General features: G+C 64.5%; 20 protein-coding genes. 10 read left to right on the top strand and 10 right to left on the bottom strand.

Features of this window, described 5'->3' with window-relative positions; translation table 11 throughout:
• Positions 1–7: 7 nt before the first annotated feature.
• Genes dnaN through gyrB form a run of 3 tightly spaced genes read left to right on the top strand, consistent with a single transcriptional unit; the run spans position 8 to position 4,656 of the window.
• A complete protein-coding gene (gene dnaN / locus JZZ72_RS02935) occupies positions 8–1,111 on the top strand; it encodes a DNA polymerase III subunit beta (protein WP_043860677.1) in 1,104 nt (367 codons plus the stop codon).
• A 19-nt stretch (positions 1,112–1,130) separates the two neighbouring features.
• A complete protein-coding gene (gene recF / locus JZZ72_RS02930) occupies positions 1,131–2,234 on the top strand; it encodes a DNA replication/repair protein RecF (RefSeq protein ID WP_058541976.1) in 1,104 nt (367 codons plus the stop codon).
• Between the two features lie 4 nt (positions 2,235–2,238).
• Positions 2,239–4,656 (top strand): DNA topoisomerase (ATP-hydrolyzing) subunit B, encoded by a 2,418-nt coding sequence (gene gyrB / locus JZZ72_RS02925; protein WP_210014027.1) that lies wholly within the window; start codon positions 2,239–2,241, stop codon positions 4,654–4,656.
• A 124-nt stretch (positions 4,657–4,780) separates the two neighbouring features.
• Here gyrB and JZZ72_RS02920 read toward each other — a convergent pair whose 3' ends face one another.
• A complete protein-coding gene (locus JZZ72_RS02920; protein ID WP_210014026.1) occupies positions 4,781–6,091 on the bottom strand; it encodes a sigma-54 interaction domain-containing protein in 1,311 nt (436 codons plus the stop codon).
• Positions 6,092–6,343: 252 nt separating this feature from the next.
• Here JZZ72_RS02920 and JZZ72_RS02915 point away from each other — a divergent pair, with 252 nt between their 5' ends.
• Genes JZZ72_RS02915 through JZZ72_RS02905 form a run of 3 tightly spaced genes read left to right on the top strand, consistent with a single transcriptional unit; the run spans position 6,344 to position 9,360 of the window.
• Positions 6,344–7,228: an MBL fold metallo-hydrolase gene (locus JZZ72_RS02915; RefSeq protein WP_043862233.1), complete on the top strand. Its 885-nt coding sequence runs from the start codon at positions 6,344–6,346 to the stop codon at positions 7,226–7,228.
• Positions 7,229–7,267: 39 nt separating this feature from the next.
• On the top strand, positions 7,268–8,545 hold the full coding sequence (locus JZZ72_RS02910) for an NAD(P)/FAD-dependent oxidoreductase (RefSeq protein WP_043862234.1): 1,278 nt from the start codon (positions 7,268–7,270) through the stop codon (positions 8,543–8,545).
• Positions 8,542–9,360 carry a sulfite exporter TauE/SafE family protein gene (locus JZZ72_RS02905; protein WP_043862235.1) on the top strand — a complete coding sequence of 273 codons (819 nt, stop codon included), beginning with the start codon at positions 8,542–8,544 and terminating at the stop codon, positions 9,358–9,360. Before JZZ72_RS02910 ends, JZZ72_RS02905 begins: the two co-directional genes overlap by 4 nt.
• A 7-nt stretch (positions 9,361–9,367) precedes the next feature.
• Here the strand turns inward: JZZ72_RS02905 and JZZ72_RS02900 are convergent, their stop codons facing one another.
• Positions 9,368–10,255: a LysR family transcriptional regulator gene (locus tag JZZ72_RS02900; RefSeq protein ID WP_054916053.1), complete on the bottom strand. Its 888-nt coding sequence runs from the start codon at positions 10,253–10,255 to the stop codon at positions 9,368–9,370.
• 136 nt (positions 10,256–10,391) lie between these two features.
• Between JZZ72_RS02900 and JZZ72_RS02895 the strand changes: the two genes are divergently transcribed.
• A complete protein-coding gene (locus JZZ72_RS02895) occupies positions 10,392–12,041 on the top strand; it encodes a GMC family oxidoreductase (protein ID WP_210014025.1) in 1,650 nt (549 codons plus the stop codon).
• A gap of 94 nt (positions 12,042–12,135) precedes the next feature.
• On the top strand, positions 12,136–13,758 hold the full coding sequence (locus JZZ72_RS02890; RefSeq protein ID WP_043862238.1) for an MFS transporter: 1,623 nt from the start codon (positions 12,136–12,138) through the stop codon (positions 13,756–13,758).
• Positions 13,759–13,937: 179 nt separating this feature from the next.
• Here the strand turns inward: JZZ72_RS02890 and JZZ72_RS02885 are convergent, their stop codons facing one another.
• Genes JZZ72_RS02885 through glyQ form a run of 4 tightly spaced genes read right to left on the bottom strand, consistent with a single transcriptional unit; the run spans position 13,938 to position 18,280 of the window.
• Positions 13,938–14,708 (bottom strand): lysophospholipid acyltransferase family protein, encoded by a 771-nt coding sequence (locus JZZ72_RS02885; protein ID WP_043862239.1) that lies wholly within the window; start codon positions 14,706–14,708, stop codon positions 13,938–13,940.
• 21 nt (positions 14,709–14,729) lie between these two features.
• On the bottom strand, positions 14,730–15,272 hold the full coding sequence (gene gmhB, locus JZZ72_RS02880; protein WP_196933206.1) for a D-glycero-beta-D-manno-heptose 1,7-bisphosphate 7-phosphatase: 543 nt from the start codon (positions 15,270–15,272) through the stop codon (positions 14,730–14,732).
• A 3-nt stretch (positions 15,273–15,275) separates the two neighbouring features.
• On the bottom strand, positions 15,276–17,330 hold the full coding sequence (gene glyS, locus JZZ72_RS02875) for a glycine--tRNA ligase subunit beta (RefSeq protein WP_043862241.1): 2,055 nt from the start codon (positions 17,328–17,330) through the stop codon (positions 15,276–15,278).
• Complete coding sequence (glyQ, locus tag JZZ72_RS02870) at positions 17,327–18,280, bottom strand: glycine--tRNA ligase subunit alpha (RefSeq protein ID WP_043862242.1); 954 nt, start codon at positions 18,278–18,280, stop codon at positions 17,327–17,329. The genes glyS and glyQ overlap by 4 nt, the downstream gene beginning before the upstream one ends.
• 81 nt (positions 18,281–18,361) lie before the next feature.
• Between glyQ and JZZ72_RS02865 the strand changes: the two genes are divergently transcribed.
• Both JZZ72_RS02865 and JZZ72_RS02860 read left to right on the top strand, forming a co-directional pair.
• Positions 18,362–18,913, top strand: a complete 552-nt coding sequence (locus tag JZZ72_RS02865; protein WP_210014024.1) for a DNA-3-methyladenine glycosylase I — start codon at positions 18,362–18,364, stop codon at positions 18,911–18,913.
• A gap of 39 nt (positions 18,914–18,952) precedes the next feature.
• Entirely contained in the window at positions 18,953–19,840 is an 888-nt protein-coding gene (locus JZZ72_RS02860) for a lysophospholipid acyltransferase (protein ID WP_116052444.1), read from the top strand.
• Positions 19,841–19,947: 107 nt separating this feature from the next.
• Here the strand turns inward: JZZ72_RS02860 and JZZ72_RS02855 are convergent, their stop codons facing one another.
• Genes JZZ72_RS02855 through fmt form a run of 4 tightly spaced genes read right to left on the bottom strand, consistent with a single transcriptional unit; the run spans position 19,948 to position 23,907 of the window.
• Positions 19,948–20,259, bottom strand: coding sequence for a tetratricopeptide repeat protein (locus JZZ72_RS02855; RefSeq protein WP_043862245.1), 312 nt, complete (start codon positions 20,257–20,259; stop codon positions 19,948–19,950).
• Positions 20,260–20,271: 12 nt separating this feature from the next.
• The gene (gene trkA, locus JZZ72_RS02850) at positions 20,272–21,645 is read right to left on the bottom strand and encodes a Trk system potassium transporter TrkA (RefSeq protein ID WP_043862246.1); all 1,374 of its coding nucleotides are present in this window, start codon (positions 21,643–21,645) and stop codon (positions 20,272–20,274) included.
• A 19-nt stretch (positions 21,646–21,664) separates the two neighbouring features.
• Positions 21,665–22,978, bottom strand: coding sequence for a 16S rRNA (cytosine(967)-C(5))-methyltransferase RsmB (gene rsmB, locus JZZ72_RS02845; protein ID WP_210014023.1), 1,314 nt, complete (start codon positions 22,976–22,978; stop codon positions 21,665–21,667).
• Positions 22,975–23,907, bottom strand: coding sequence for a methionyl-tRNA formyltransferase (gene fmt, locus JZZ72_RS02840; RefSeq protein WP_043862248.1), 933 nt, complete (start codon positions 23,905–23,907; stop codon positions 22,975–22,977). Before fmt ends, rsmB begins: the two co-directional genes overlap by 4 nt.
• Positions 23,908–23,953: the final 46 nt, after the last annotated feature.

Raw genomic sequence — 23,953 nt, 5'->3', positions numbered from 1 at the left:
CTAGACCATGCATTTCACCATTCAACGCGAAGCCCTGTTGAAACCCCTGCAACTGGTCGCAGGCGTCGTCGAGCGCCGCCAGACCTTGCCGGTATTGTCCAACGTGCTGCTGGTGGTCCAAGGCCAGCAACTGTCGCTTACAGGTACTGACCTGGAAGTGGAGCTGGTTGGCCGTGTGCAACTGGAACACCCTGCCGAGCCTGGCGAGATCACCGTACCTGCACGCAAGCTGATGGATATCTGCAAGAGCCTGCCGAGCGAAGCGGAGATCAGCATCAAGGTCGACGAGCAGAAGGTCATCATCAAGGCCGGCCGCAGCCGTTTCACCTTGTCGACCCTGCCAGCCAACGATTTCCCCACCGTCGAGGAAGGCCCGGGTTCGCTGACCTGCACCCTGGAGCAGAGCCGTCTGCGCCGCCTGATCGAGCGCACCAGCTTCGCAATGGCCGTCCAGGACGTGCGCTACTACCTGAACGGCATGCTGCTGGAAGTCTCCACCGGCACTCTGCGCGCGGTCGCCACCGATGGTCACCGTCTGGCCATGTGCTCGATGCAGGCCGATATCGGTCAGGCTGATCGCCACCAGGTGATCGTGCCTCGCAAGGGTATCCTTGAGCTGGCGCGCCTGCTCACTGATCCGGAAGGCACCGTTGCCATCGTGCTGGGTCAGCAACACATTCGCGCCACTACTGGCGAATTCACCTTCACCTCCAAGCTGGTGGATGGCAAGTTCCCGGACTACGAGCGCGTATTGCCAAAGGGCGGCGACAAACTGGTACTGGGTGATCGCCAGGCACTTCGCGAAGCGTTCAGCCGTACCGCGATTCTGTCCAACGAAAAGTACCGCGGCATTCGTCTGCAACTGGCGGCTGGCCAACTGAAGATTCAGGCCAACAACCCTGAGCAGGAAGAAGCCGAAGAAGAGATCGGCGTCGACTACAACGGCGGTTCGCTGGAAATCGGTTTCAACGTGAGCTACCTGCTCGACGTGCTGGGCGTGATGACCACCGAACAGGTTCGTCTGATCCTGTCTGATTCCAACAGCAGCGCCCTGCTGCAAGAGGCGGACAATGACGATTCTGCATACGTCGTCATGCCGATGCGCCTGTAATTTGTCCAGCACTCGCTAGATGTCCCTCAGTCGCGTTTCAGTCACCGCGGTGCGCAACCTGCACCCGGTGACCTTCTCCCCCTCCCCCCGCATCAACATCCTGTATGGCGCCAACGGCAGCGGCAAAACCAGCGTGCTGGAAGCCATCCATTTGCTCGGCCTGGCCCGTTCATTTCGCAGCACTCGCCTTACACCGGTCATCCAGTATGAAGAACTGGCGTGTACGGTATTCGGCCAGGTCGAACTGAATGAAGGTGGTTCCAGCAACCTGGGCATATCGCGGGAACGGCAAGGGGATTTCACCATTCGCATCGACGGGCAGAACGCCCGCAGTGCCGCCCAACTGGCAGAGATACTGCCGCTGCAACTGATCAACCCGGACAGTTTTCGCCTGCTCGAAGGTGCGCCCAAGATTCGCCGGCAATTCCTGGATTGGGGTGTGTTCCACGTGGAACCTCGCTTCATGTCCACCTGGCAGCGCCTGCAGAAGGCCCTGCGGCAGCGGAACTCATGGTTGCGGCATGGTACACTTGACGCTGTTTCGCAAGCAGCCTGGGACCGGGAGTTATGCCTGGCCAGTGCGGAAATCGACGAGTACCGCCGTAATTACATCAAAGCGCTGAAACCCGTCTTCGAACAAACCTTGAGCGAATTGCTGGAGCTCGAGGGGCTGACCCTGAGTTACTACCGAGGGTGGGACAAGGACAGAGACCTCAGTGAGGTCCTGGCTGGCTCGCTCCATCGGGATCAGCAGATGGGCCACACACAGGCAGGTCCGCAACGTGCGGATCTGCGGCTCAGGTTAGGCGCCAACAACGCGGCCGATATCCTGTCTCGCGGCCAGCAGAAACTGGTGGTGTGCGCACTGCGTATCGCCCAGGGGCATCTGGTCAACCAGGCACGCCGCGGCCAATGTATTTATCTGGTGGATGACCTGCCGTCCGAATTGGACGAGCAGCACCGTCGTGCACTTTGCCGCTTGCTGGAAGACTTACGCTGCCAGGTGTTTATCACCTGTGTAGACCACGAATTATTGAGGGAAGGCTGGCAGACGGATACGCCAGTTGCCTTGTTCCACGTGGAACAAGGCCGTATCACCCAGACCCACGACCATCGGGAGTGAAGGCATGAGCGAAAATCAAACGTACGACTCCTCCAGCATTAAAGTGCTCAAAGGGTTGGATGCCGTACGCAAGCGTCCCGGTATGTACATTGGCGACACCGATGATGGTAGCGGCCTGCACCACATGGTGTTCGAGGTGGTCGATAACTCGATCGACGAAGCCCTCGCCGGCCACTGTGACGACATTACCGTAATCATCCACCCGGATGAGTCCATCACCGTTCGCGACAACGGCCGCGGCATCCCGGTCGATGTACACAAGGAAGAAGGGGTTTCCGCCGCAGAGGTCATCATGACCGTACTGCACGCCGGCGGTAAGTTCGACGACAACTCCTACAAGGTATCCGGCGGCCTGCACGGTGTGGGCGTCTCGGTGGTGAACGCGCTTTCCGAAGAGTTGATCCTCACCGTTCGCCGCAGCGGCAAGATCTGGGAGCAGACCTACGTTCACGGTGTACCGCAGGCTCCGATGAAGGTTGTCGGCGACAGCGAAACCACCGGCACCCAGATCCACTTCAAGCCATCGTCCGAAACCTTCAAGAACATCCACTTCAGCTGGGACATCCTGGCCAAGCGGATTCGTGAACTGTCGTTCCTCAACTCTGGCGTAGGCATCCTGTTGAAGGACGAACGCTCGGGTAAGGAAGAGGAATTCAAGTACGAAGGTGGCCTGCGCGCATTCGTCGAATACCTGAACACCAACAAGACTCCGGTGAACGAAGTGTTCCACTTCAGCGTTCAGCGCGAGGATGGTGTGGGTGTGGAAATCGCCCTGCAGTGGAACGACAGCTTCAACGAGAACCTGTTGTGCTTCACCAACAACATTCCGCAGCGCGACGGCGGTACTCACCTGGTGGGTTTCCGTTCGGCGCTGACGCGTAACCTGAACAACTACATCGAGCAGGAAGGTCTGGCCAAGAAGAACAAGGTCGCGACCACCGGTGATGATGCCCGTGAAGGCCTGACCGCAATCATCTCGGTGAAGGTGCCTGATCCCAAGTTCAGCTCGCAGACCAAGGACAAGCTGGTTTCGTCCGAAGTCAAAACTGCGGTGGAACAGGAGATGGGCAAGTACTTCTCCGACTTCCTGCTGGAAAACCCGAACGAAGCCAAGGCTGTGGTCGGCAAGATGATCGACGCTGCGCGCGCCCGTGAAGCGGCCCGTAAAGCGCGTGAAATGACCCGTCGCAAGGGCGCGCTGGACATTGCCGGGCTGCCGGGCAAGCTTGCCGACTGCCAGGAGAAAGACCCTGCCCTCTCCGAACTGTACCTGGTGGAGGGTGACTCCGCAGGCGGCTCGGCCAAGCAAGGTCGCAACCGCAAGACCCAGGCTATCCTGCCGCTCAAGGGCAAGATCCTCAACGTCGAGAAAGCACGTTTCGACAAGATGATTTCGTCCCAGGAAGTGGGCACGCTGATCACCGCACTGGGCTGTGGCATCGGCCGCGAAGAGTACAACATCGAGAAGCTGCGCTATCACAACATCATCATCATGACCGATGCTGACGTCGACGGTTCGCACATCCGTACCCTGCTGCTGACCTTCTTCTTCCGTCAGTTGCCGGAGCTGGTCGAGCGCGGCTACATCTACATCGCGCAGCCGCCGCTGTACAAGGTCAAGAAGGGCAAGCAGGAGCAGTACATCAAGGACGACGAGGCCATGGAAGAGTACATGACCCAGTCGGCCCTCGAAGATGCCAGCCTGCACCTGGACGAGTCCGCGCCACCGGTTTCCGGTGTCGAGCTGGAGCGTCTGGTCAACGAATTCCGTACCGTGATGAAGACCCTCAAGCGTCTGTCGCGCCTGTACCCGCAAGAGCTCACCGAGCACTTCGTGTACCTGCCGGCCATCTCGGTGGAGCAGCTGTCCGACCACGCGCACATGCAGAACTGGCTCGCCAGGTTCGATGAGCGCCTGCGCAATACCGAGAAGTCGGGCTTGCTGTACAAGGCCAGCCTGCGTGAAGACCGCGAGCGCAACGTGTGGCTGCCAGAAGTGGAAATCACTTCCCACGGCCTGGCCAGCTACGTGACCTTCAACCGCGACTTCTTCGGCAGCAACGACTACCGCACCGTGACTGCGCTGGGCGCCCAGCTTGCCACCCTGCTGGGTGAAGGTGCTTACGTGCAGCGTGGCGAACGCAAGAAAGCCATCACCGAGTTCAAGGAAGCCCTGGACTGGCTGATGGCCGAAAGTACCAAGCGTCACACTATCCAGCGCTACAAAGGGCTGGGCGAGATGAACCCGGACCAGCTGTGGGAAACCACCATGGACCCGACTGTGCGCCGCATGCTCAAGGTGACCATCGAAGACGCGATCGCTGCCGATCAGATCTTCAACACCCTGATGGGCGACGCCGTGGAACCGCGCCGCGAGTTCATCGAAAGCAACGCCCTGGCGGTATCCAACCTGGACTTCTGACCGGTTTCAGTACCTCTGAAAGCGGGCGGTTATCCACAGTGACAACGCCCTCGAAAGGCCAACCCTCAGGGGTTGGCCTTTTTGTTTTCCTGCCTAGGTGCTGCTGCGCCCTAGGCGTGAGCACTCAAGAAACACCCAGCTCGCGCAGGCGCCGATACAGGGTGCGCTCGCTCAGCCCCAGGTGGCGGGCAAGCTCGCTGCGCGATCCTTCGAAGCTGTCCAGCGCCTGGGCTATGTCGCGCAATCGGGTATTCGAGCGGCGTGGGGCACTGGCGGGCGAGTCGGCTCTCAGCTCCGTGGGCAGGTGCTCGGCGCGGATGATGCCGTCGTCGCTGAACAACCTCGCCCGCTCCAGAATGTTGCGCAGCTCGCGGATGTTGCCGGGGTAGCGGTACAGCCCCAGCAAGGTCATGGCCTCCTCGTCGACCCGCGGCGCAGCGGACCCGGCCAGGCGCTGCAGCAGGGTCTCGATCAGCAGGGGCAGGTCTTCGAAGCGCTCGCGCAGTGAAGGCAGGCGGATCGGGAAGCCGTTGATACGGTAGTAGAGGTCTTCGCGAAAGCTGCCGGCGGTGGCCATTTCCTTGAGGGGCTTGTGGGTGGCCGAGATCAGGCGGAAATCCGAATGCACCGTGCGCAGGCTGCCCACCGGGCGAAAGCTGCCCGACTCGATCAGACGCAGCAGCTTGACCTGCATCGCGAGCGGCACCTCACCGATCTCGTCGAGAAACAGGGTGCCGCCATGGGCGGCTTCGGCCAGGCCGATCTTGCGCTGGTTGGCACCGGTGAATGCGCCCTTCTCGTAGCCGAACAGCTCGCTCTCCAGCAACGTCTCGGTCAGCCCCGTGCAGTCCACCACCACCAACGGACCGCTGGCACGCGGGCTGCTGGCATGCAGGGCGCGGGCGAACAGCTCCTTGCCGGTGCCGGACTCCCCTTGCAGCAGCACCGGTATCTGCGCCGGCGCGGCCCGCTGGACACCGGCAAGGGCCTCCTGGAAGGCCGCCGAACGCCCTACCAGGCCGAACTGCTGCGGCTGTGCCGACGCCACGGCGATGCTGGTCAGGCGTTCGACAAAGGCGATCACTTCACCCTGCTCGTCCAGGATCGGGCGCAACTCCACGTCCACATGCTCCGGCCCGCGCGGGGTGTGATGCACATGCAGCACCCGCTCGGGGGTGCGGCTGTGCCTGGCCTTGCGCATCGGGCAGTGCTCGCCCGCCTGGTCGCACGGCACCGCGTAGTGGTGCGAGACGTGGTGGCACTTCTGGCCGATCGGCGCGGCGCCCACCACCCCGAATTGATGCAGGTACGCGGTGTTGGCGGCAAGAATGTTGTACTGCAGGTCGAGCACGATGCTCGGCTGAGGTTCGTGTTCGAGGTAGGACACCAGCGCCTGCAGGGCGGGGCTGGCGGGTGTGTCGGGGTTCATGGGCATGACGGCACCAGGGGCAAGGCAGGCCCGCAGCTTAACCGAACGCCTCGCTCACTGCCAAAAACTGCCAGCCTCTGCCAACCAGCTGCCAGAACCGTGGCAGGCAGTTTCGGCCAGAGGGTCCAGACTCAGGTAAATCGGGCGTGCTGGCCGGGGGCAGGCGTGAATCTGCGCTGGCACATATCTTGATGACTGTTGGTCGAATGCCTGCACGGCTGGCCGGCAGGCATCAGCGGATTTCTCTGGAGAGCGGTAATGATCATCGGCGGTAACCTGTATGTAGAAGCGCTGTTCGACAGCGCGACCTCGACCATCAGCTACCTGGTCATGGACCAGGCCAGCGCGCACTGCGCCCTGATCGACAGCGTGCTGGACTATGACCCGAAGGCCGGGCGTACCGATACCGCCTCGGCCGACAAGCTGATCGCACGGGTACGCGAGCTGGGTGGTCAGGTGCAGTGGATACTCGAGACCCATGTGCACGCCGACCACCTCTCTGCTGCCGCCTATCTCAAGCAGGCGCTGGGAGGCCAGGTGGCCATCGGCAGCCGCATCACCCAGGTGCAGAAGGTGTTCGGCACGCTGTTCAATGCCGAACCCGGCTTTGCCCGTGATGGCAGCCAGTTCGATGTGCTGCTGGACGACAACGGCGAGCTCGCCCTTGGCACGCTCAAGCTGCGCGCCTTGCACACCCCGGGGCATACCCCGGCCTGCATGACCTACCTGGTACAGGCGGGTGACGAGTGCGTCGCGTTCGTCGGCGACACCTTGTTCATGCCGGATTACGGCACGGCCCGCTGCGACTTCCCCGGGGCCGATGCGCGCACCCTGTACCGCTCGATCCAGCGCATCCTGGCCCTGCCGGATGCCACCCGCCTGTTCATGTGCCACGACTACCTGCCCGGAGGCCGTGCGTTGCGCTACATGACCACTGTGGGCGAACAGCGCGCCAGCAACATTCACATTCGCGACGGCATCAGCGAGGACTGCTTCGTGGCCATGCGCGAAGCCCGTGATGCCACCCTCGACATGCCGCAACTGATCCTGCCCTCGGTGCAGGTGAACATGCGCAGCGGCCAGTTGCCCGAGCCAGAAGACAACGGTGTGCGCTACCTGAAGATCCCGCTCAACAAGCTCTGAACCTGCTGCACCAGAATTATTATTAAAGGACGTACTGCCATGCCTGCCCCCTCCTCTGCCGCTGCCCGCGAGGTCAGCCACCACAAGGTGCTGATCGTCGGCGCCGGTGCCGCCGGAATCGCCACCGCCTCCAGCCTGCTGGCGCGTGATGCCTCCCTGGATATCGCGATCATCGACCCCGCCGACGTTCACTACTATCAACCTGGCTGGACCATGGTCGGCGCGGGCGTGTTCCGTGCAGCGTCCACCGCCCGCACCCTGGCCTCGACCGTGCCGGCGGCGGTCAGGTGGATCAAGGCCGCCGTGCAACAGTTCGACCCGCAGGCGCAGACCGTCAGCCTGGATGACGGGCGCCTGGTGAGTTACGAACAGCTGGTGGTATGCCCCGGGCTGCGGTTGGCCTGGGACGCCATCGACGGCCTGGTCGAGACCCTCGGCCAGAACGGCGTGACCTCCAATTACCGCTACGACCTGGCACCCTACACCTGGCAACTGGTGCAGGGCCTGAAGGAAGGCCGCGCCGTGTTCACCCAGCCACCGATGCCGATCAAGTGCGCCGGTGCCCCACAAAAAGCCCTGTACCTGTCGTGCGACCACTGGCTGCGCAGCGGTCGCCTGGGGGCGATCCAGGCGCAGTTCTTCAACGCCGGCAACGTGCTGTTCGGTGTCGCCGACTATGTGCCGGCGCTGATGGAATACATCGACCGTTACGGCGTGGACCTCAACTATTCACACCGGCTGGTGGCGGTGGACGGGCCGGGCAAGCGCGCGACCTTTCTGCGCACCCTGCCCGACGGCAGCAGCGAAACCGTGGTGCAGGCATTCGACATGCTGCATGTGGTACCGCCGCAGGTTTCGCCGGACTTCATCCGCAACAGCCCGCTGGCCGATGAGGCCGGTTGGCTCGAGGTCGACCCGGCCACCCTGCGCCATGCGCGCTACGGCAACATCCATGGCCTGGGCGATGTGATCAACACCAGCAATGCCAAGACGGCCGCCGCTGCCCGCAAGCAGGCGCCGGTGGTGGCCAACAACGTGCTGGTGGCACTGGGGCGCCTGTCGCGTCTGGCCGAGTACGACGGCTACGGGTCGTGCCCGCTGACGGTGGAGCGCGGCAAGATCGTGCTGGCCGAGTTCACCTACGGCGGCAAGCTGGCACCGAGCTTTCCGCGCTGGTTGCTCGACGGGCGCAGGCCCACGCGCCTGGCCTGGCTGCTCAAGGCGCGGATACTGCCGCCGCTGTACTGGCGCTGCATGCTCAAGGGGCGCGAATGGCTGGCCAAGCCAGTAGCGCGACTGCGTGAGGCGCGCCAGTGACAGAGCATGAACTGGTCGGCGCCGGTCTGGGCGCCCTCATTGGCATCATCCTGGCCCTGACGGGCGCCGGTGGCGGCATACTTGCGGTGCCGCTGCTGGTGTTCGGCCTGGGCCTGAGCATGGTCGAGGCGGCCCCGGTCGGCCTGCTGGCGGTGGGCCTGGCGGCAGGTGTGGGTGCGGTGCTGGGGCTGCGTCAGGGGCTGGTGCGCTACCGGGCCGCGCTGTTCGTCGCGCTGATCGGCATGTGCGCCACCCCCTTCGGCCTGCTGCTGGCGCATCGCCTGCCCAATGCACCGCTGGCGCTGGGGTTCAGCGTGGTGCTGGTGTATGCCTGCGCACGCATGCTGCGCAAGGCCCGGCGCGAGCTGCGGGGCGAGCCGCCCTGTGCGGATCGTGCCCTGCAGCCCTGTGTGCTCAACCCGTTGCAGGGGCGCTTGCGCTGGACCCTGCCCTGCGCCCGCGCGTTGGCCTTCACCGGCTTGCTCAGCGGCCTGCTGTCCGGCCTGCTCGGGGTCGGTGGCGGGTTTGTGATCGTGCCTGCCCTGGGGCGCTACACCAACCTTGAGATGAAAAGCATCGTCGCCACGTCGCTGGCGGTGATCGCTCTGGTGTCGCTGGGCAGCGTGTTGAGCGCCAGCCTCAGCGGGGTAATGCACTGGGGTGTCGGCGTGCCGTTTGCCGGCGGTGCGGTGGCGGGCCTGGTGGTTGCGCGCCAGTTCGCCCACCGCCTGGCCGGGCCGCGTCTGCAACAGGGCTTTGCGCTGGTGGGGATAGCGGCTGCACTGTTGCTGGCGGTCAACACCCTGGCGCGCTGAACGCCGCTCACTCGGCGAGCAGTTCGCCCTGCTCGTCGGCGCACAGCGCCAGCAGGTAGTCCCACACTACGCGCAGGCGCACCGACTTGTGCAGTTCGCGCCGGGTGCTGATCCAGTAGCTGCGCTGGATGGTTTCGCTGGGCAGCACGCGCACCAGGTGCGGGTCGTGGCGGGCCATGTAGTTGGGCAGTACCGCGATGCCCAGCCCGGCACGCGCCGCATGCTGCTGGGCGATCACGCTGGTGCTGCGAAACACCACGTTCGGTGCGCGGCAGAAGCTGTTGAGAAACAGCAACTGCTGGCTGAACAGCAGGTCGTCCACGTAGCCGATCCAGCTGTGCCGGGCCAGGTCTTCGCGGCTGTTGAGCGGCGCAGCCCTGGCCAGGTACTCGGGGCTGGCATACAGCGCCAGGCGGTAATCGGTGAGTTTTCGCGTGATCAACAGGTCGGCATGCGGGCGTTCCAGGTGAATGCTGATCTCTGCCTCGCGGTTGATGATGCTGACAAAGCGCGGCACTGCAACCAGCTCCACCTCCAGCCCCGGGTAGCGTTCGAACAAACTGCCCATGCGCGGGGTGAAGAACATGATGCCGATGCCCTCGGTCACCCCCAGGCGAATCTTGCCCAGCGGCGTGATGGCCTGGGTGATCTCCTCCTGCGCCAGCAAGGCGACGTTCTCCATGGCTTCGGCGTGCTTGAGCAGGGCCTGCCCGGCCGGGGTCAGTTCATAGCCCTGGGCGTGCTGCACGAACAGTGCCGTGCCCAGGCTGCTCTCGATGCTCTCGATATGCCGGGCCACGGTGCTATGGGTGGTGTTGAGGCGCTTGGCGGCGGTCAGCAGGCGGCCGCTACGCTGCAACTCGAGAAAAAACCGCAGGTCATTCCAGTCGAACATGCTTTTCCTTGTGAATCAGAGGTTCACTTGCGTTGTTCTAAAACGCACAGCCGTTGCGTGAAATCTAACGTGTTCAACTCGAAAATAATCAATAACACTGGCCTGGACAAGAATAAAAATCAGGCGCGAGGTCTTCATGGCACCAGCCGATCATTCCTACGACTACGTGGTAGTCGGTGCCGGCCCTGCCGGCTGTCTACTGGCCAATCGGCTGTCTGCCGACCCTGGCTGCCGCGTGCTGCTGCTCGAAGCCGGCGGTCGCGACAACTACCCCTGGATCCACATTCCGGTGGGCTACCTCTATTGCATTGGCAACCCGCGTACCGACTGGTGCTTCAAGACCGAAGCGCAACCGGGGCTCGACGGGCGCAGCCTGGGCTACCCACGGGGCAAGGTGCTGGGCGGGTGTTCCTCGATCAACGGCATGATCTACATGCGCGGTCAGGCCCGCGACTACGATCACTGGGCCGAACAGGGCAATCCCGGGTGGGCCTGGAATGACGTGCTGCCACTGTTCAAGGCCAGCGAAAACCATTTTGGCGGCGCCAGCGAGCTGCACGGCAACGCTGGCGAATGGCGGGTCGAACGCCAGCGCTATTCGTGGGCGATCCTCGATGCGTTTCGCGAGGCGGCAGCCCAGAGCGGCATCGCCAGCATCGACGACTTCAACGGTGGGGATAACCAGGGCTGTGGATACTTTCAGGTCAACCAGCGCAGCGGCGTGCGCTGGAATGCGGCCAAGGCATTCCTGCGCCCCGTGCGCCACCGCCCCAACCTGACGGTGCTGACCGGGGTCGAGGTGGACAAGGTGCTGCTCGACAATGGTCGCGCGTCGGCCGTTCAGGCGCGCTGGCAGGGCAGCGAACAGCGTTACCAGGCCCGCCGCGAAATCATCCTGTGTGCCGGGGCGGTGGGTTCGCCGGGCATTCTTCAACGCTCCGGCATCGGCCCGCGGCCATTGCTGGAACGCCTAGGCATCCCGGTATTGCACGAATTGCCCGGCGTGGGCGGCAACCTGCAGGATCACCTGCAACTGCGCCTGATCTACAAGGTCAGCAACGTGCGCACCCTCAACCAGGTGGCCAACACCCACTGGGGCAAGCTGGGCATGGGCCTGCGCTATCTGTATGACCGCAGCGGCCCGTTGGCCATGGCGCCGAGCCAGCTGGGGGCGTTCGTGCGCTCGCACCCCGAGCAGCCCACGCCCAACCTGCAGTACCACGTGCAGCCCCTGTCGCTGGACCGCTTCGGCGAGCCGCTGCACCGCTTTGCCGCATTTACCGCCTCGGTGTGCAACCTGCGCCCGCTCAGCCGCGGGCGTGTGGATATCCGCTCGGCCAACCCGGGCGATGCACCGGTCATCGACCCCTACTACCTCAGCGAGCCTGAAGACCTGCGCGTCGCCGCCCAGGCCATCCGCCTTACCCGACAGATCGTGCAGGCCCCTGCCCTCGCCGCTTTTGCACCGGTCGAATACCTGCCAGGCGCAGCACTCGATACCGAGGAGCAGTTGCAGCAGGCTGCCGGGCAGATCGGCACCACCATTTTCCACCCGGTAGGTACCTGCCGCATGGGCAACGGCCCGCTGGATGTGGTGGACGCGCAACTGCGCGTGCATGGCGTGGCGGGGTTGCGCATCGCCGATGCCTCGATCATGCCGCAGATCACCTCTGGCAATACCTGTTCACCCACCCTGATGATCGGCGAGAAGGCCGCGCAACTGATTCTCCAGGCCGCACCCGCAGCCAGCAACAGCAGTGGCAAGACCGCGTTAGCGACGCCCTGAGGGCGGCGTGCAGTGACGTCGGCAGCAGTCGGCCGGCGACGACAGTGGAACAACAACAAGAATCACTGTGCCCGCAAGGGCCGAGGACAGCACGATGTCGGACACTCTTCAACAGCAGGGCGCTGCAGCAGCGGGCAACAGCCGCCGCGAAGAACGCAAGATCATTTTCGCGTCATCCCTCGGGACGGTTTTCGAGTGGTATGACTTTTTTCTCTATGGGGCGCTGGCGGTCGTCATCAGCAAGCAGTTTTTCGCCGGGGTCAACGACACCACGGCGTTCATCTTCGCGCTGATGGCGTTCTCTGCAGGGTTCCTGGTACGGCCCTTCGGCGCTCTGGTGTTCGGGCGCCTGGGCGACATGATCGGGCGCAAATACACCTTCCTGGTCACCATCGTGCTGATGGGCCTGTCGACCTTTGCGGTGGGCCTGCTGCCCAACTACGCCAGCATCGGCATTGCCGCGCCGATCATCCTGGTGGTGCTGCGCATGCTCCAGGGCTTGGCCCTGGGCGGCGAATACGGCGGCGCGGCCACCTATGTGGCCGAGCACGCGCCGCCCGGCAAGCGCGGCTTTCACACCGGGTTCATCCAGTCCACCGCTACCCTCGGCCTGCTGCTTTCGCTGCTGGTGGTGCTGGGCAGCCGTTACCTCACGGGCGACCAGTTCGAGGTATGGGGCTGGCGCCTGCCGTTTTTGCTGTCGATCGTGCTGCTGGGTATCTCCACCTGGATCCGCATGAGCATGCACGAGTCGCCGGCCTTCGTGAAAATGAAGGCCCAGGGCAAGACCAGCAAGTCGCCGATTCGTGAGTCGTTCGGCTCGTGGGCCAACCTCAAGATCGTGCTCACCGCACTGTTCAGCATCAACGCCGGCCAGGCGGTGACCTTCTACACCGCGCAGTTCTACGTGCTGTTCTTCATGACCCAGATGCTCAAGATGGACCCGGCCCAGGCCAATACCCTGCTGATCATCAGCGTGGTGATCGGCGCGCCGTTCTTCGTGTTCTTCGGCTGGCTGTCGGACCGGATCGGGCGCAAGCCGATCCTGATGCTCGGCCTGCTGCTGGCCACCGTGCTGTACTTCCCGCTGTTCAAGGGCCTGAGCCACTACGCCAACCCGCAGATCGACGCGGCCAGCCGCCAGGCGCCGATCGTGGTGATGGCCGACCCGCAGGGCTGCACCTTCCAGTTCGACCCGGTGGGCAAGGCACGTTTCGACAGCACCTGCGACAAGGTCAAGACCTTCCTGGTCAAGCAGGGCCTGCCGTACAGCTCGCAATCGGTGCCTGCCGGTACCGAGGTGGTGGTGACCATCGGCGAGCAGCGTATCGACGGCTTCGACGAAGCGGCCATGCGTGCGGCCATCGAAAAGGCTGGCTACCCGGCCAAGGCAGACCCGGCCAACGTGAACCAGCCGATGGTGGTGCTGCTGATCGTGGTGATGATCCTGATCGCGACCATGACCTATGGTCCGCTGGCGGCGGTGATGGTGGAGCTGTTCCCCACGCGCATCCGCTACACCTCGATGTCGCTGCCGTATCACATCGGCAATGGCTGGTTCGGCGGCTTCCTGCCGACGGTATCGTTCGCGCTGGTGGTGTATACCGGGGATATCTTCTACGGGCTGTGGTACCCGGTGCTGATTACCGGGGTGAGCCTGGTGGTGGGGATCTTCTGCCTGAAGGAGACCAACAAGGTGGACCTGGACAAGGTGTGAAAGGGCCTTAAGTAATCCACAAAAAAACCGGCCTAAAAGCCGGTTTTTTTATCGCGCGAAAAAACTTATGCACGATTTTCGCAAAACAGTCATACAGAGAAATAAGCAGTTAAATCATAAGGTTAGCGAATTTTTCTGAAAGAAATCCAAATACTGTACACACGTTATCCACAGAACGGTCAGGTCACCGGCTGGGCGTCGTCGGGGGCGTGCGCCGGCAGCGAACCGAGGTCGCGCTGGGTCTGCTCGTTCCATGCCGCCGCACGGTCGTTGAGCGCTGCGATGGCGCGTGGCCCGGTGCCTTCGGCATACATAGGCTCGCCGATCACCACCTCGATGGTGCCGGCGCGCTTTCCCCAGCCTTCCTTGGGCCAGTACTTGCCGGCGTTGTGCGCGATCGGCAGCACCGGCAGGTTGGCATTAACCGCCAGCGCGGTACCGCCACGGGAGAACTTGCCGATCTTGCCGAACGGCACGCGGGTACCCTCCGGGAAGATCAGCACCCACACACCGTCCTTGAGCAGCTTGTCGCCTTCGGTGGCCACCTGCTTGAGCGCAGCCTTGGGGTTGTCGCGGTCGATGGCGATGGGCCGCAGCATGGCCATGGCCCAGCCGAAGAACGGCACGTACAGCAGTTCGCGCTTGAGCACCTGGCTCAAGGGCTGGAAATAGGCGGAGAGGAAAAACGTCTCCCAGGTGCTCTGGTGATTGGAGAGGATCACGCAGGGTTGCGCCGGAATGTTCTCGGCCCCGGTGACGTTCACCCGAATGTTCAAGAAAACACGCACCAGCACCAGCGCAAAACGGCACCAGTACACATTGATGAAGCGGTAACGGGCGCGGAACGAAAGGAACGGCGCGATAAAGAAGCTCAGGGTGCACCACAGCAACGAGCTGGTACCCAGCAGCAGGTAAAAAAGAAAAATTCTGATCGCCTGCAGGATCGACATAGCGGAATGTACCGTTGCGGGCTAACCCGCCTGTGTGTGGATAAGTGCACTGGCGATCGACGCCAGGTCATCGAAAATCAGCGTTGCCTCGGGCACGCCCTTGCTCAGGGTCTGCTCGCCTTTGCCGGTCCTTACCAGAACCGGTTGTGCATCGACGGCGCGCGCGGCTTCCAGGTCACCCTTGCTGTCACCCACGAACCACACCCCGGCCAGGTCGACCGCGTAATGGTTGGCAATGGTGCGCAGCATGCCCGGCCTGGGCTTGCGGCAATCGCAGCCGTCGTCCGGGCCATGCGGGCAATAGACGATCAGGCCCACCTCGCCGCCCTGCGCCGCCACCAGCTCGCGCAGGCGCGCGTGCATGGCGTGGAGGGTGGCCAGGCTGTAATAGCCACGGGCGATGCCCGACTGGTTGGTGGCCACCGCCACCGTCCAGCCGGCCTTGCTCAGCTGCGCAATGGCCTCGATCGAACCCGGGATGGGAATCCACTCGTCCAGCGACTTGATGTAGGCGTCGGAGTCCTGGTTGATCACCCCGTCCCGATCGAGAATCAGCAGCTTCACGTCCTACCCCAGCAGCGAGATGTCGGCCACGCCCAGGAACAGACCGCGCAGGCGGCTGAGCAGGGCATAACGGTTGGCTCGCACGTTGGCGTCGTCGGCGTTGACCATCACCGCCTCGAAGAACGCATCCACCGGCTCGCGCAGCGCGGCCAGGCGCGCCAGCGACTCGCTGTACTGACGCGCAGCGGCCATCGGTTGTACCGCCTGGTCGGCCTGTTGAATGGCCGAGTACAGCGAGAACTCGTTGGCGTTGTCGAAGTACTTGGGCTCTACCGAGGTCGCCACCGAACCTTCGGCCTTGCTCAGCAGGTTGGACACACGCTTGTTCACCGCAGCCAGGGCTGCGGCTTCCGGCAGCTTGCGGAACGCCTGCACGGCTTGCACGCGCTGGTCGAAGTCCAGTGCCGAGCCTGGCTTGAGCGCACGTACCGAGAGGTAGGTGGCCACGTCGATGCCTTCATCTTCGTAACGCGCACGCAGGCGGTCGAAGACGAATTCCAGCACCTGCTCGCTCAGGCCGGCAGCCTTGACCTTGGCACCGAACTGGGCGACGGCGACGTTCACCGCCTCGTTCAGGTCCAGGTCCAGCTGCTTCTCGATCAGGATACGCAGCACGCCCAGGGCGGCGCGGCGCAGGGCATAGGGGTCCTTGCTGCCGGTTGGCAGCATGCCGATGCCGAAGATGCCGACCAGGGTGTCGAGCTTGTCGGCGATGGCCACGGCCGCACCGGTCAGGGTCGAGGGCAGTTCGGCACCGGCACCGCGCGGCATGTACTGCTCGTTCAGGGCCAGGGCGACGTCTTCGGGCTCGCCGTCGTTGAGGGCGTAGTAGTAGCCGGCAACGCCCTGCATTTCAGGGAACTCGCCAACCATCTCGGTGGCCAGGTCGCACTTGGACAGCAGGCCGGCACGCGCCGCGCGCTGGGCGTCGCCGCCGATGCGCTGGGCAATGAACGCAGCCAGCTTGGCCACGCGCTCGGCCTTGTCGAACACGCTGCCCAGCTGTGCCTGGAACACCACGTTCTGCAGGCGCTCGTTGAAGCTTTCGAGCTTCTGCTTCTTGTCCTGCTTGAAGAAGAACTCGGCGTCGGTCAGGCGCGGGCGCACGACCTTCTCGTTGCCTTCGATGATCTGCTTCGGATCGCGGCTCTCGATGTTGGCCACGGTGATGAAGCGCGGCAGCAGCTTGCCGTCCACGTCCAGCAGGCAGAAGTACTTCTGGTTGTCCTGCATGGTGGTGATCAGGGCTTCCTGCGGCACCTCGAGGAAACGCTCCTCGAACGAGCACACCAGCGGCACCGGCCATTCGACCAGCGCGGTCACTTCGTCGAGCAGGGCCGGCGGCACGATCGCGGTGCCTTCCTGCAGGGTGGCCAGTTCGGCGGTGCGTTTGCTGATCAGCTCGCGGCGCTCGTTGGCGTCGGCCAGCACATAGGCAGCGCGCAGGTCGGCCAGGTAGTTGGCAGGCGAGGTGATGCGCACGGCTTCAGGGTGGTGGAAGCGGTGGCCACGCGAGTCGCGGCCGGCCTTCTGGGCGAGGATGGTGCAATCGATGACCTGGTCACCGAGCAGCATCACCAGCCACTGGGTCGGACGCACGAACTCTTCCTTGCGTGCACCCCAGCGCATGCGCTTGGGAATCGGCAGGTCGTTGAGCGAGTCTTCGACGATGGTCGGCAGCAGGCTGGCGGTCGGCTTGCCGACGATGTTCTGGCTGTAGCGCAGCTTCGGCCCGCTCTGGTCGATTTCACTGAGGTCCACGCCGCACTTCTTGGCAAAACCCAGGGCGGCCTGGGTCGGGTTGCCGTCGGCGTCGAACGCGGCCTGGCGTGGCGGTCCGTCGAGGTTGACGCTGCGGTCCGGCTGCTGGGTGGCCAGGGCGGTGATCAGCACCGCCAGGCGACGTGGCGCGGCGTACACGGTCTTGCTCTCGAAGCTCAGGCCGGCCGCTTGCAGGCCCTTGTCGATGCCGGCCAGGAAGGCTTCGGCCAGGGTGTTCAGGGCCTTGGGTGGCAGCTCTTCGGTGCCCAGTTCTACCAGGAAATCTTGAGCACTCATTGTGCAGCCTCCAGCTTGGCCAATACTTCGTCACGCAGGTCCGGGGTCGCCATCGGGAAGCCCAGCTTGGCACGGGCCAGCAGGTAGGCCTGGGCCACGGCACGCGCCAGGGTGCGCACGCGCAGGATGTACTGCTGACGCGCGGTCACCGAGATGGCGCGGCGTGCATCCAGCAGGTTGAAGGTGTGCGAGGCCTTGAGCACCATTTCATAGCTTGGCAGCGGCAGCGGCTGGTCCAGTTCGATCAGGCGCTTGGCCTCGCTCTCGTAGAAGTCGAACAGTTCGAACAGCTTGTCGACGTTGGCGTGTTCGAAGTTGTAGGTGGACTGCTCCACCTCGTTCTGGTGGAACACGTCGCCGTAGGTCACCTTGCCGAACGGGCCGTCGGCCCATACCAGGTCGTAGACCGAGTCCACGCCCTGCAGGTACATGGCCAGGCGCTCCAGACCGTAGGTGATCTCGCCGGTGACCGGGTAGCACTCGATGCCGCCGGCCTGCTGGAAGTAGGTGAACTGGGTCACTTCCATGCCGTTGAGCCAGACTTCCCAGCCCAAGCCCCAGGCGCCCAGGGTCGGCGACTCCCAGTTGTCTTCGACGAAGCGGATGTCGTGCACCAGCGGGTCCAGGCCCACGTGCTTGAGCGAGCCCAGGTACAGTTCCTGGAAGTTGTCCGGGTTCGGCTTCAGGACCACCTGGAACTGATAGTAGTGCTGCAGGCGGTTGGGGTTTTCGCCGTAGCGGCCGTCAGTCGGGCGACGACTGGGCTGCACATAAGCGGCGTTCCAGGTTTCCGGGCCGATGGCGCGCAGGAAGGTGGCGGTATGAAAAGTGCCGGCGCCTACTTCCATATCGTAGGGCTGAAGTACCACACAACCTTGCTCGGCCCAGTACTGCTGCAGGGCGAGGATCAGGTCTTGGAAGGTACGCACGGCTGGCGTAGGCTGGCTCACGAAATTCACCTTTTCCAGGGCTGCGAATATAAAGAGCGGGAGTATAACCCGATTCGCCCCCGCCTCTACCCTTGGAGCCTTATGCCACGCTGCTTTTGGTGTACCGATGATCCGTTGTACCAGGCCTACCACGACAGCGAGTGGGGCACGCCCCAGCGCGAGCCTGGCGCGCTGTTCGAAATGCTGCTGCTCGAAGGCTTTCAGGCCGGGTTGTCGTGGATCACGGTGCTGAAGAAGCGCGAGCGCTACCGTGAGGTGCTGTTCGGCTTCGACCCGCAGCGCCTGGCGCAGATGACCGATGCCGAGATCGAGGAGCGCATGCTCGACCCCGGCATCATCCGCAACCGCCTCAAGCTCAACGCCGCGCGGCGCAACGCCAGGGCCTGGCTGGCGCTGGACGAGCCGGCGCAGTGGCTCTGGTCGTTCGTCGGCGGGGTGCCGAAAATCAATCATTTCAGCCAGCGCAACGAGGTGCCGGCCGCGACCGACGAGGCCACGGCCATGAGCAAGGCCCTGAAGAAGGCCGGCTTCACCTTTGTCGGGCCGACCATCTGCTATGCCTTCATGCAGGCCACTGGCATGGTCATGGATCACACCACCGATTGCGATCGTTACGCCGCCCTGCGCCGCTGACGGTTACAATGCGCGGCTTGCAGAAGGAGGAACCTGCCTGTGGATAAGTTCAAGGGCGCCTTGATGGTCGGGGCGTTGCGATTGTTTGCCAAGTTGCCCTGGGGCGCGGTGCAGCGGGTTGGCGCGGCCATCGGCTGGATCATGTGGAAGGTGCCCAACAGCTCGCGCAACGTGGTGCGCATCAACCTGGCCAAGTGTTTCCCCGAGATGGACCCGGCCGAACGCGAGCGCCTTGTGGGCCGCACGCTGATGGACATCGGCAAGTCGTTCACCGAAAGCGCCTGTGCGTGGATCTGGCCGGCGCAGCGCTCCATCGACCTGGTGCGCGAGGTCGAGGGCCTGGAGGTGCTGCACGAGGCACTGGCGTCGGGCAAGGGCGTGGTGGGCATCACCAGCCACCTGGGCAACTGGGAAGTGCTCAACCACTTCTATTGCAGCCAGTGCAAGCCGATCATCTTCTACCGCCCGCCCAAGCTCAAGGCGGTGGATGACCTGCTGCGCGAACAGCGCGTGCAACTGGGCAACCGCGTGGCGGCGTCGACCAAGGAAGGCATCCTCAGCATCATCAAGGAAGTGCGCAAGGGCGGCCAGGTGGGCATTCCGGCCGACCCGGAGCCGGCGGAATCGGCGGGGGTGTTCGTGCCGTTCTTTGCCACCAGGGCACTGACCAGCAAGTTCGTGCCGAACATGCTGGCCGGTGGCAAGGCGGTGGGGGTGTTCCTGCATGCGTTGCGCCTGCCGGACGGTTCGGGCTTCAAGGTGATCCTGGAAGCGGCGCCGGATGCGATGTACAGCACCGACGTGGAGACCTCGGCGGCGGCCATGAGCAAGGTGGTGGAGCGTTATGTGCGCGCGTATCCAAGCCAGTACATGTGGAGCATGAAGCGCTTCAAGAAGCGCCCGCCGGGCGAGACGCGCTGGTACTGAGCGCCCCTTCGCGGGTCAAGCCCGCTCCCACAGGGATATCAGTGGTCTCAGGATCTGCTCTGTACCTGTGGGAGCGAGCTTGACCCGCGATGGGCTGCACAGCCGCCCTAAACAGCCTTGTCGAGCTTCCTGAGAAACACCGTCATCTCCTTCTCCGCCTGCTTGTCCCCATGCGCCTGCGCTGCAGCCAGCCCTTCGGTCCAGGCCTGGCGCGCGCCGGCCACGTCGCCCTGCACCTGATACGCCTTGCCCAGCAGCTTCCACGCCGCCGAGTACTTGGGGTCGAACTCCACGCAGCGGCGCAGGTGCAGCGCGGCCTCTGCGCCGTTGCCCTCATCCAGCCAGGCCTTGCCCAGGCCGAAGCGCAGCAGCGAGTTATCCACACCCTTGGCCAGCATCTTTTCCAGTGATTCGCGCATTCCGGTTTCTCCCTAGAAGAAGCTCAGGCCCACGTGGAACAGCTTCTCCACGTCGCGGATGTACTTTTTATCCACAACGAACAGGATCACGTGGTCGCCGGACTCGATCACCGTGTCGTCGTGGGCGATCAGCACCTGCTCGTCGCGGATGATCGCACCGATGGTGGTGCCCGGCGGCAGCGCGATGTCCTCGATGGCCTTGCCGATCACCTTGCTCGACTTCGAATCGCCGTGGGCAATGGCCTCGATGGCTTCGGCCGCGCCACGGCGCAGCGAGTGCACGCTGACGATGTCACCGCGGCGCACGTGGGCCAGCAAGGTGCCGATGGTGGCCTGCTGCGGGCTGATGGCGATGTCGATCTCGCCGCCCTGCACCAGGTCGACATAGGCCGGGTTGTTGATGATGGTCATCACCTTCTTCGCGCCCAGGCGCTTGGCCAGCAGCGAGGACATGATGTTGGCTTCGTCATCGTTGGTCAGGGCCAGGAAGATGTCGGCGTCGGCGATGTTCTCTTCCAGCATCAGGTCGCGGTCCGAGGCGCTGCCCTGCAGCACCACCGTGCTGTCGAGGGTGTCGGACAGGTAGCGGCAACGGGCCGCGTTCATCTCGATGATCTTGACCTGGTAGCGGCTCTCGATGGCCTCGGCCAGGCGTTCGCCGATCTGCCCGCCGCCGGCGATCACCACGCGCTTGTTGGTTTCGTCGATGCGGCGCAGCTCGCCCATCACTGCGCGGATGTGGTTCTTGGCGGCGATGAAGAACACCTCGTCGTCGGCCTCGATCACCGTGTCGCCCTGTGGCTTGATCGGCCGGTCGCGACGGAAGATCGCCGCCACGCGGGTGTCCACATTGGGCATGTGCTCGCGGATCTGGCGCAGCTGCTGGCCCACCAGCGGGCCGCCGTAGTAGGCCTTGACCGCCACCAACTGGACCTTGCCCTCGGCGAAGTCGATCACCTGCAGGGCGCCGGGGTGCTCGATCAGGCGCTTGATGTAGTGGGTGACCACCTGTTCGGGGCTGATCAGCACGTCGACCGGGATCGCCTCGTTGTTGAACAGGCCGCTGCGGGTCAGGTAGGCCGACTCGCGAACCCGGGCAATCTTGGTCGGGGTGTGGAACAGGGTGTAGGCCACCTGGCAGGCGACCATGTTGGTCTCGTCGCTGTTGGTCACCGCCACCAGCATGTCGGCATCATCTGCACCGGCCTGGCGCAGCACCGTCGGCAGCGAGGCGCGGCCCTGCACGGTGCGGATGTCGAGGCGATCGCCCAGATCGCGCAGGCGGTCGCCATCGGTGTCGACCACGGTGATGTCGTTGGCTTCGCTGGCCAGGTGCTCGGCCAGCGTGCCGCCGACCTGCCCCGCGCCCAGGATGATGATCTTCATCCGCTCTCCCTTGTGCTGGTTAGTGTCCGCGAACGGCGGCGATCTTGATCAGCTTGGCATAGTAGAAGCCATCGTGGCCGCCTTCCTGTGCCAGCAGCTGCCGGCCATGGGGCTGGCGGATGCCGGCCTCGGTGGCCAGGTCCAGCTCGCGTGCGCCCGGCGTGCGGGCCAGGAACGCCTTGATCACTTCGGTGTTCTCGGTCGGCAGGGTCGAGCAGGTGGCGTAGAGCAGGATGCCGCCCACTTCGAGGGTTGGCCACAGCGCGTCGAGCAGCTCGCCCTGCAGGCTGGCCAGGGCAGCGATGTCATCGGCCTGGCGGGTCAGCTTGATGTCCGGGTGGCGACGGATCACACCGGTGGCCGAGCAGGGAGCGTCCAGCAGGATGCGCTGGAAGGTCTTGCCGTCCCACCAGCTGGCGGTGTCGCGGGCATCGCAGGCGATCAACTGGGCATCCAGGCCCAGGCGGTCGAGGTTTTCACGCACGCGGGTCAGGCGCTTTGCTTCCAGGTCGATGGCCACCACCGCCTCCAGCCCGGCATGCGCCTCGAGCAGGTGGCAGGTCTTGCCGCCGGGGGCACAGCAGGCGTCGAGCACGCGCTGGCCGGGCGCCAGGTCGAGCAGGTCGGCGGCCAGCTGCGCGGCTTCGTCCTGCACGCTGATCCAGCCCTGTTCGAAGCCCGGCAAACCGCGCACGTCGCAGGCCTCGGCGAGCAGGATACCGTCACGGCTGTACGTGCACGGCGCGGCATCGATGCCGGCTTCGCGCAGCAGGCCCAGGTAGGCATCGCGGCTGTGGTGGCGGCGGTTGACCCGCAGGATCATCGGCGGGTGGGCATTGTTGGCGGCGCAGATGGCTTCCCACTGCTCGGGCCAGAACGCCTTGAGCGACTTCTGCAGCCAGCGCGGGTGCGCGGTGCGCACCACCGGGTCGCGTTCGAGTTCGGCAAGCATCTCGCTGCTCTCGCGCTGGGCGCGGCGCAGCACGGCATTGAGCAGGGCCTTGGCCCAGGGCTTTTTCAGCTTGTCGGCGCACCCGACCGTTTCGCCGATGGCGGCGTGGGCCGGCACGCGGGTGTACAGCAGCTGGTAGAGGCCCACCAGCAGCAACGCCTCGACATCCGCGTCGGCGGCCTTGAACGGCTTTTGCAGCAGGCGCTCGGCCAGTGCCGACAGGCGTGGCTGCCAGCGTGCGGTACCGAAGGCCAGGTCCTGGGTGAGGCCGCGATCGCGGGCCTCGACCTTGTCCAGCTGGGCGGGCAGCGAGCTGTTGAGCGAGGCCTTGCCGCTGAGCACGGCGGCCAGGGCGCGGGCGGCGGCCAGACGCGGGTTCATTGGCCCAGCACCGTGCCGCTGGCGAATTTTTCGCGGCGGCTGTTGTACAGGTCGCTGAAGTTCAGCGCCTTGCCGCCGGGCAGTTGCAGGCGGGTCAGGCACAGCGCCTGCTCGCCGCAGGCCACGATCAGGCCGTCCTTGCTGGCAGACAGGATCTCGCCCGGCGTGCCCTTGCCATCGGCCAGGCGCGCACCCAGCACCTTGAGGGTTTCGCCGCCCAGGGTGCTGTGGCAGATCGGCCACGGGTTGAAGGCGCGGATCAGGCGCTCCAGTTCCTCGGCGGGGCGCGACCAGTCCAGACGCGCCTCGTCCTTGTTCAGCTTGTGGGCATACGTGGCCAGCGCGTCGTCCTGCACTTCGCCGTGCAGGGTGCCCGCGCCCAGGCCGTCGATGGCCTGCAGCACCGCGGGCGGGCCCAGTTCGGCCAGGCGATCGTGCAGGCTGCCGCCGGTGTCGCTGGCGCTGATCGGGGTGCTGACCTTGAGCAGCATCGGCCCGGTGTCCAGGCCGGCCTCCATGCGCATGACCGTCACGCCGCTTTCGGCGTCGCCGGCCTGCACCGCGCGCTGGATCGGCGCGGCGCCGCGCCAGCGTGGCAGCAACGAGGCGTGGCTGTTGATGCAGCCCAGGCGCGGAATATCCAGCACCGCCTGGGGCAGGATCAGGCCGTAGGCCACCACCACCATCAGGTCGGGCTTGAGTGCGGCCAGCTCGGCCTGCGCCTCGGGGCTGCGCAGCGTCGGCGGTTGCAGCACCGGGATGGCGTTATCCACAGCCAGCTGCTTGACCGGGCTGGGCATCAGCTTCTGGCCACGGCCGGCCGGGCGGTCTGGCTGGGTGTAGACCGCGACGATTTCATGGGGGCTGGCCAGCAGGGCCTTGAGGTGTTCGGCGGCAAACTCGGGGGTGCCCGCGAAGACGATGCGCATGAAGTTCTCGCTTAAAAAGAAAAAGGCTTGCCGGAGCAAGCCTTCT

The organism is Pseudomonas palmensis (genome assembly GCF_017848315.1).
Taxonomy (GTDB): Bacteria; Pseudomonadota; Gammaproteobacteria; order Pseudomonadales; family Pseudomonadaceae; genus Aquipseudomonas; species Aquipseudomonas palmensis.
This window is presented reverse-complemented; position numbering and strand designations above follow the sequence as displayed.

Bases quoted from the DNA above. Each gene is read 5' to 3' on its own strand.
- dnaN (WP_043860677.1), top strand. From the start codon at position 8: ATGCATTTCACCATTCAACGCGAAGCCCTGTTGAAACCCCTGCAACTG.
- recF (WP_058541976.1), top strand. From the start codon at position 1,131: ATGTCCCTCAGTCGCGTTTCAGTCACCGCGGTGCGCAACCTGCACCCG.
- gyrB (WP_210014027.1), top strand. From the start codon at position 2,239: ATGAGCGAAAATCAAACGTACGACTCCTCCAGCATTAAAGTGCTCAAA.
- JZZ72_RS02920 (WP_210014026.1), bottom strand. From the start codon at position 6,091: ATGCCCATGAACCCCGACACACCCGCCAGCCCCGCCCTGCAGGCGCTG.
- JZZ72_RS02915 (WP_043862233.1), top strand. From the start codon at position 6,344: ATGATCATCGGCGGTAACCTGTATGTAGAAGCGCTGTTCGACAGCGCG.
- JZZ72_RS02910 (WP_043862234.1), top strand. From the start codon at position 7,268: ATGCCTGCCCCCTCCTCTGCCGCTGCCCGCGAGGTCAGCCACCACAAG.
- JZZ72_RS02900 (WP_054916053.1), bottom strand. From the start codon at position 10,255: ATGTTCGACTGGAATGACCTGCGGTTTTTTCTCGAGTTGCAGCGTAGC.
- JZZ72_RS02895 (WP_210014025.1), top strand. From the start codon at position 10,392: ATGGCACCAGCCGATCATTCCTACGACTACGTGGTAGTCGGTGCCGGC.
- JZZ72_RS02890 (WP_043862238.1), top strand. From the start codon at position 12,136: ATGTCGGACACTCTTCAACAGCAGGGCGCTGCAGCAGCGGGCAACAGC.
- JZZ72_RS02885 (WP_043862239.1), bottom strand. From the start codon at position 14,708: ATGTCGATCCTGCAGGCGATCAGAATTTTTCTTTTTTACCTGCTGCTG.
- glyS (WP_043862241.1), bottom strand. From the start codon at position 17,330: ATGAGTGCTCAAGATTTCCTGGTAGAACTGGGCACCGAAGAGCTGCCA.
- JZZ72_RS02865 (WP_210014024.1), top strand. From the start codon at position 18,362: ATGCCACGCTGCTTTTGGTGTACCGATGATCCGTTGTACCAGGCCTAC.
- JZZ72_RS02855 (WP_043862245.1), bottom strand. From the start codon at position 20,259: ATGCGCGAATCACTGGAAAAGATGCTGGCCAAGGGTGTGGATAACTCG.
- trkA (WP_043862246.1), bottom strand. From the start codon at position 21,645: ATGAAGATCATCATCCTGGGCGCGGGGCAGGTCGGCGGCACGCTGGCC.
- rsmB (WP_210014023.1), bottom strand. From the start codon at position 22,978: ATGAACCCGCGTCTGGCCGCCGCCCGCGCCCTGGCCGCCGTGCTCAGC.
- fmt (WP_043862248.1), bottom strand. From the start codon at position 23,907: ATGCGCATCGTCTTCGCGGGCACCCCCGAGTTTGCCGCCGAACACCTC.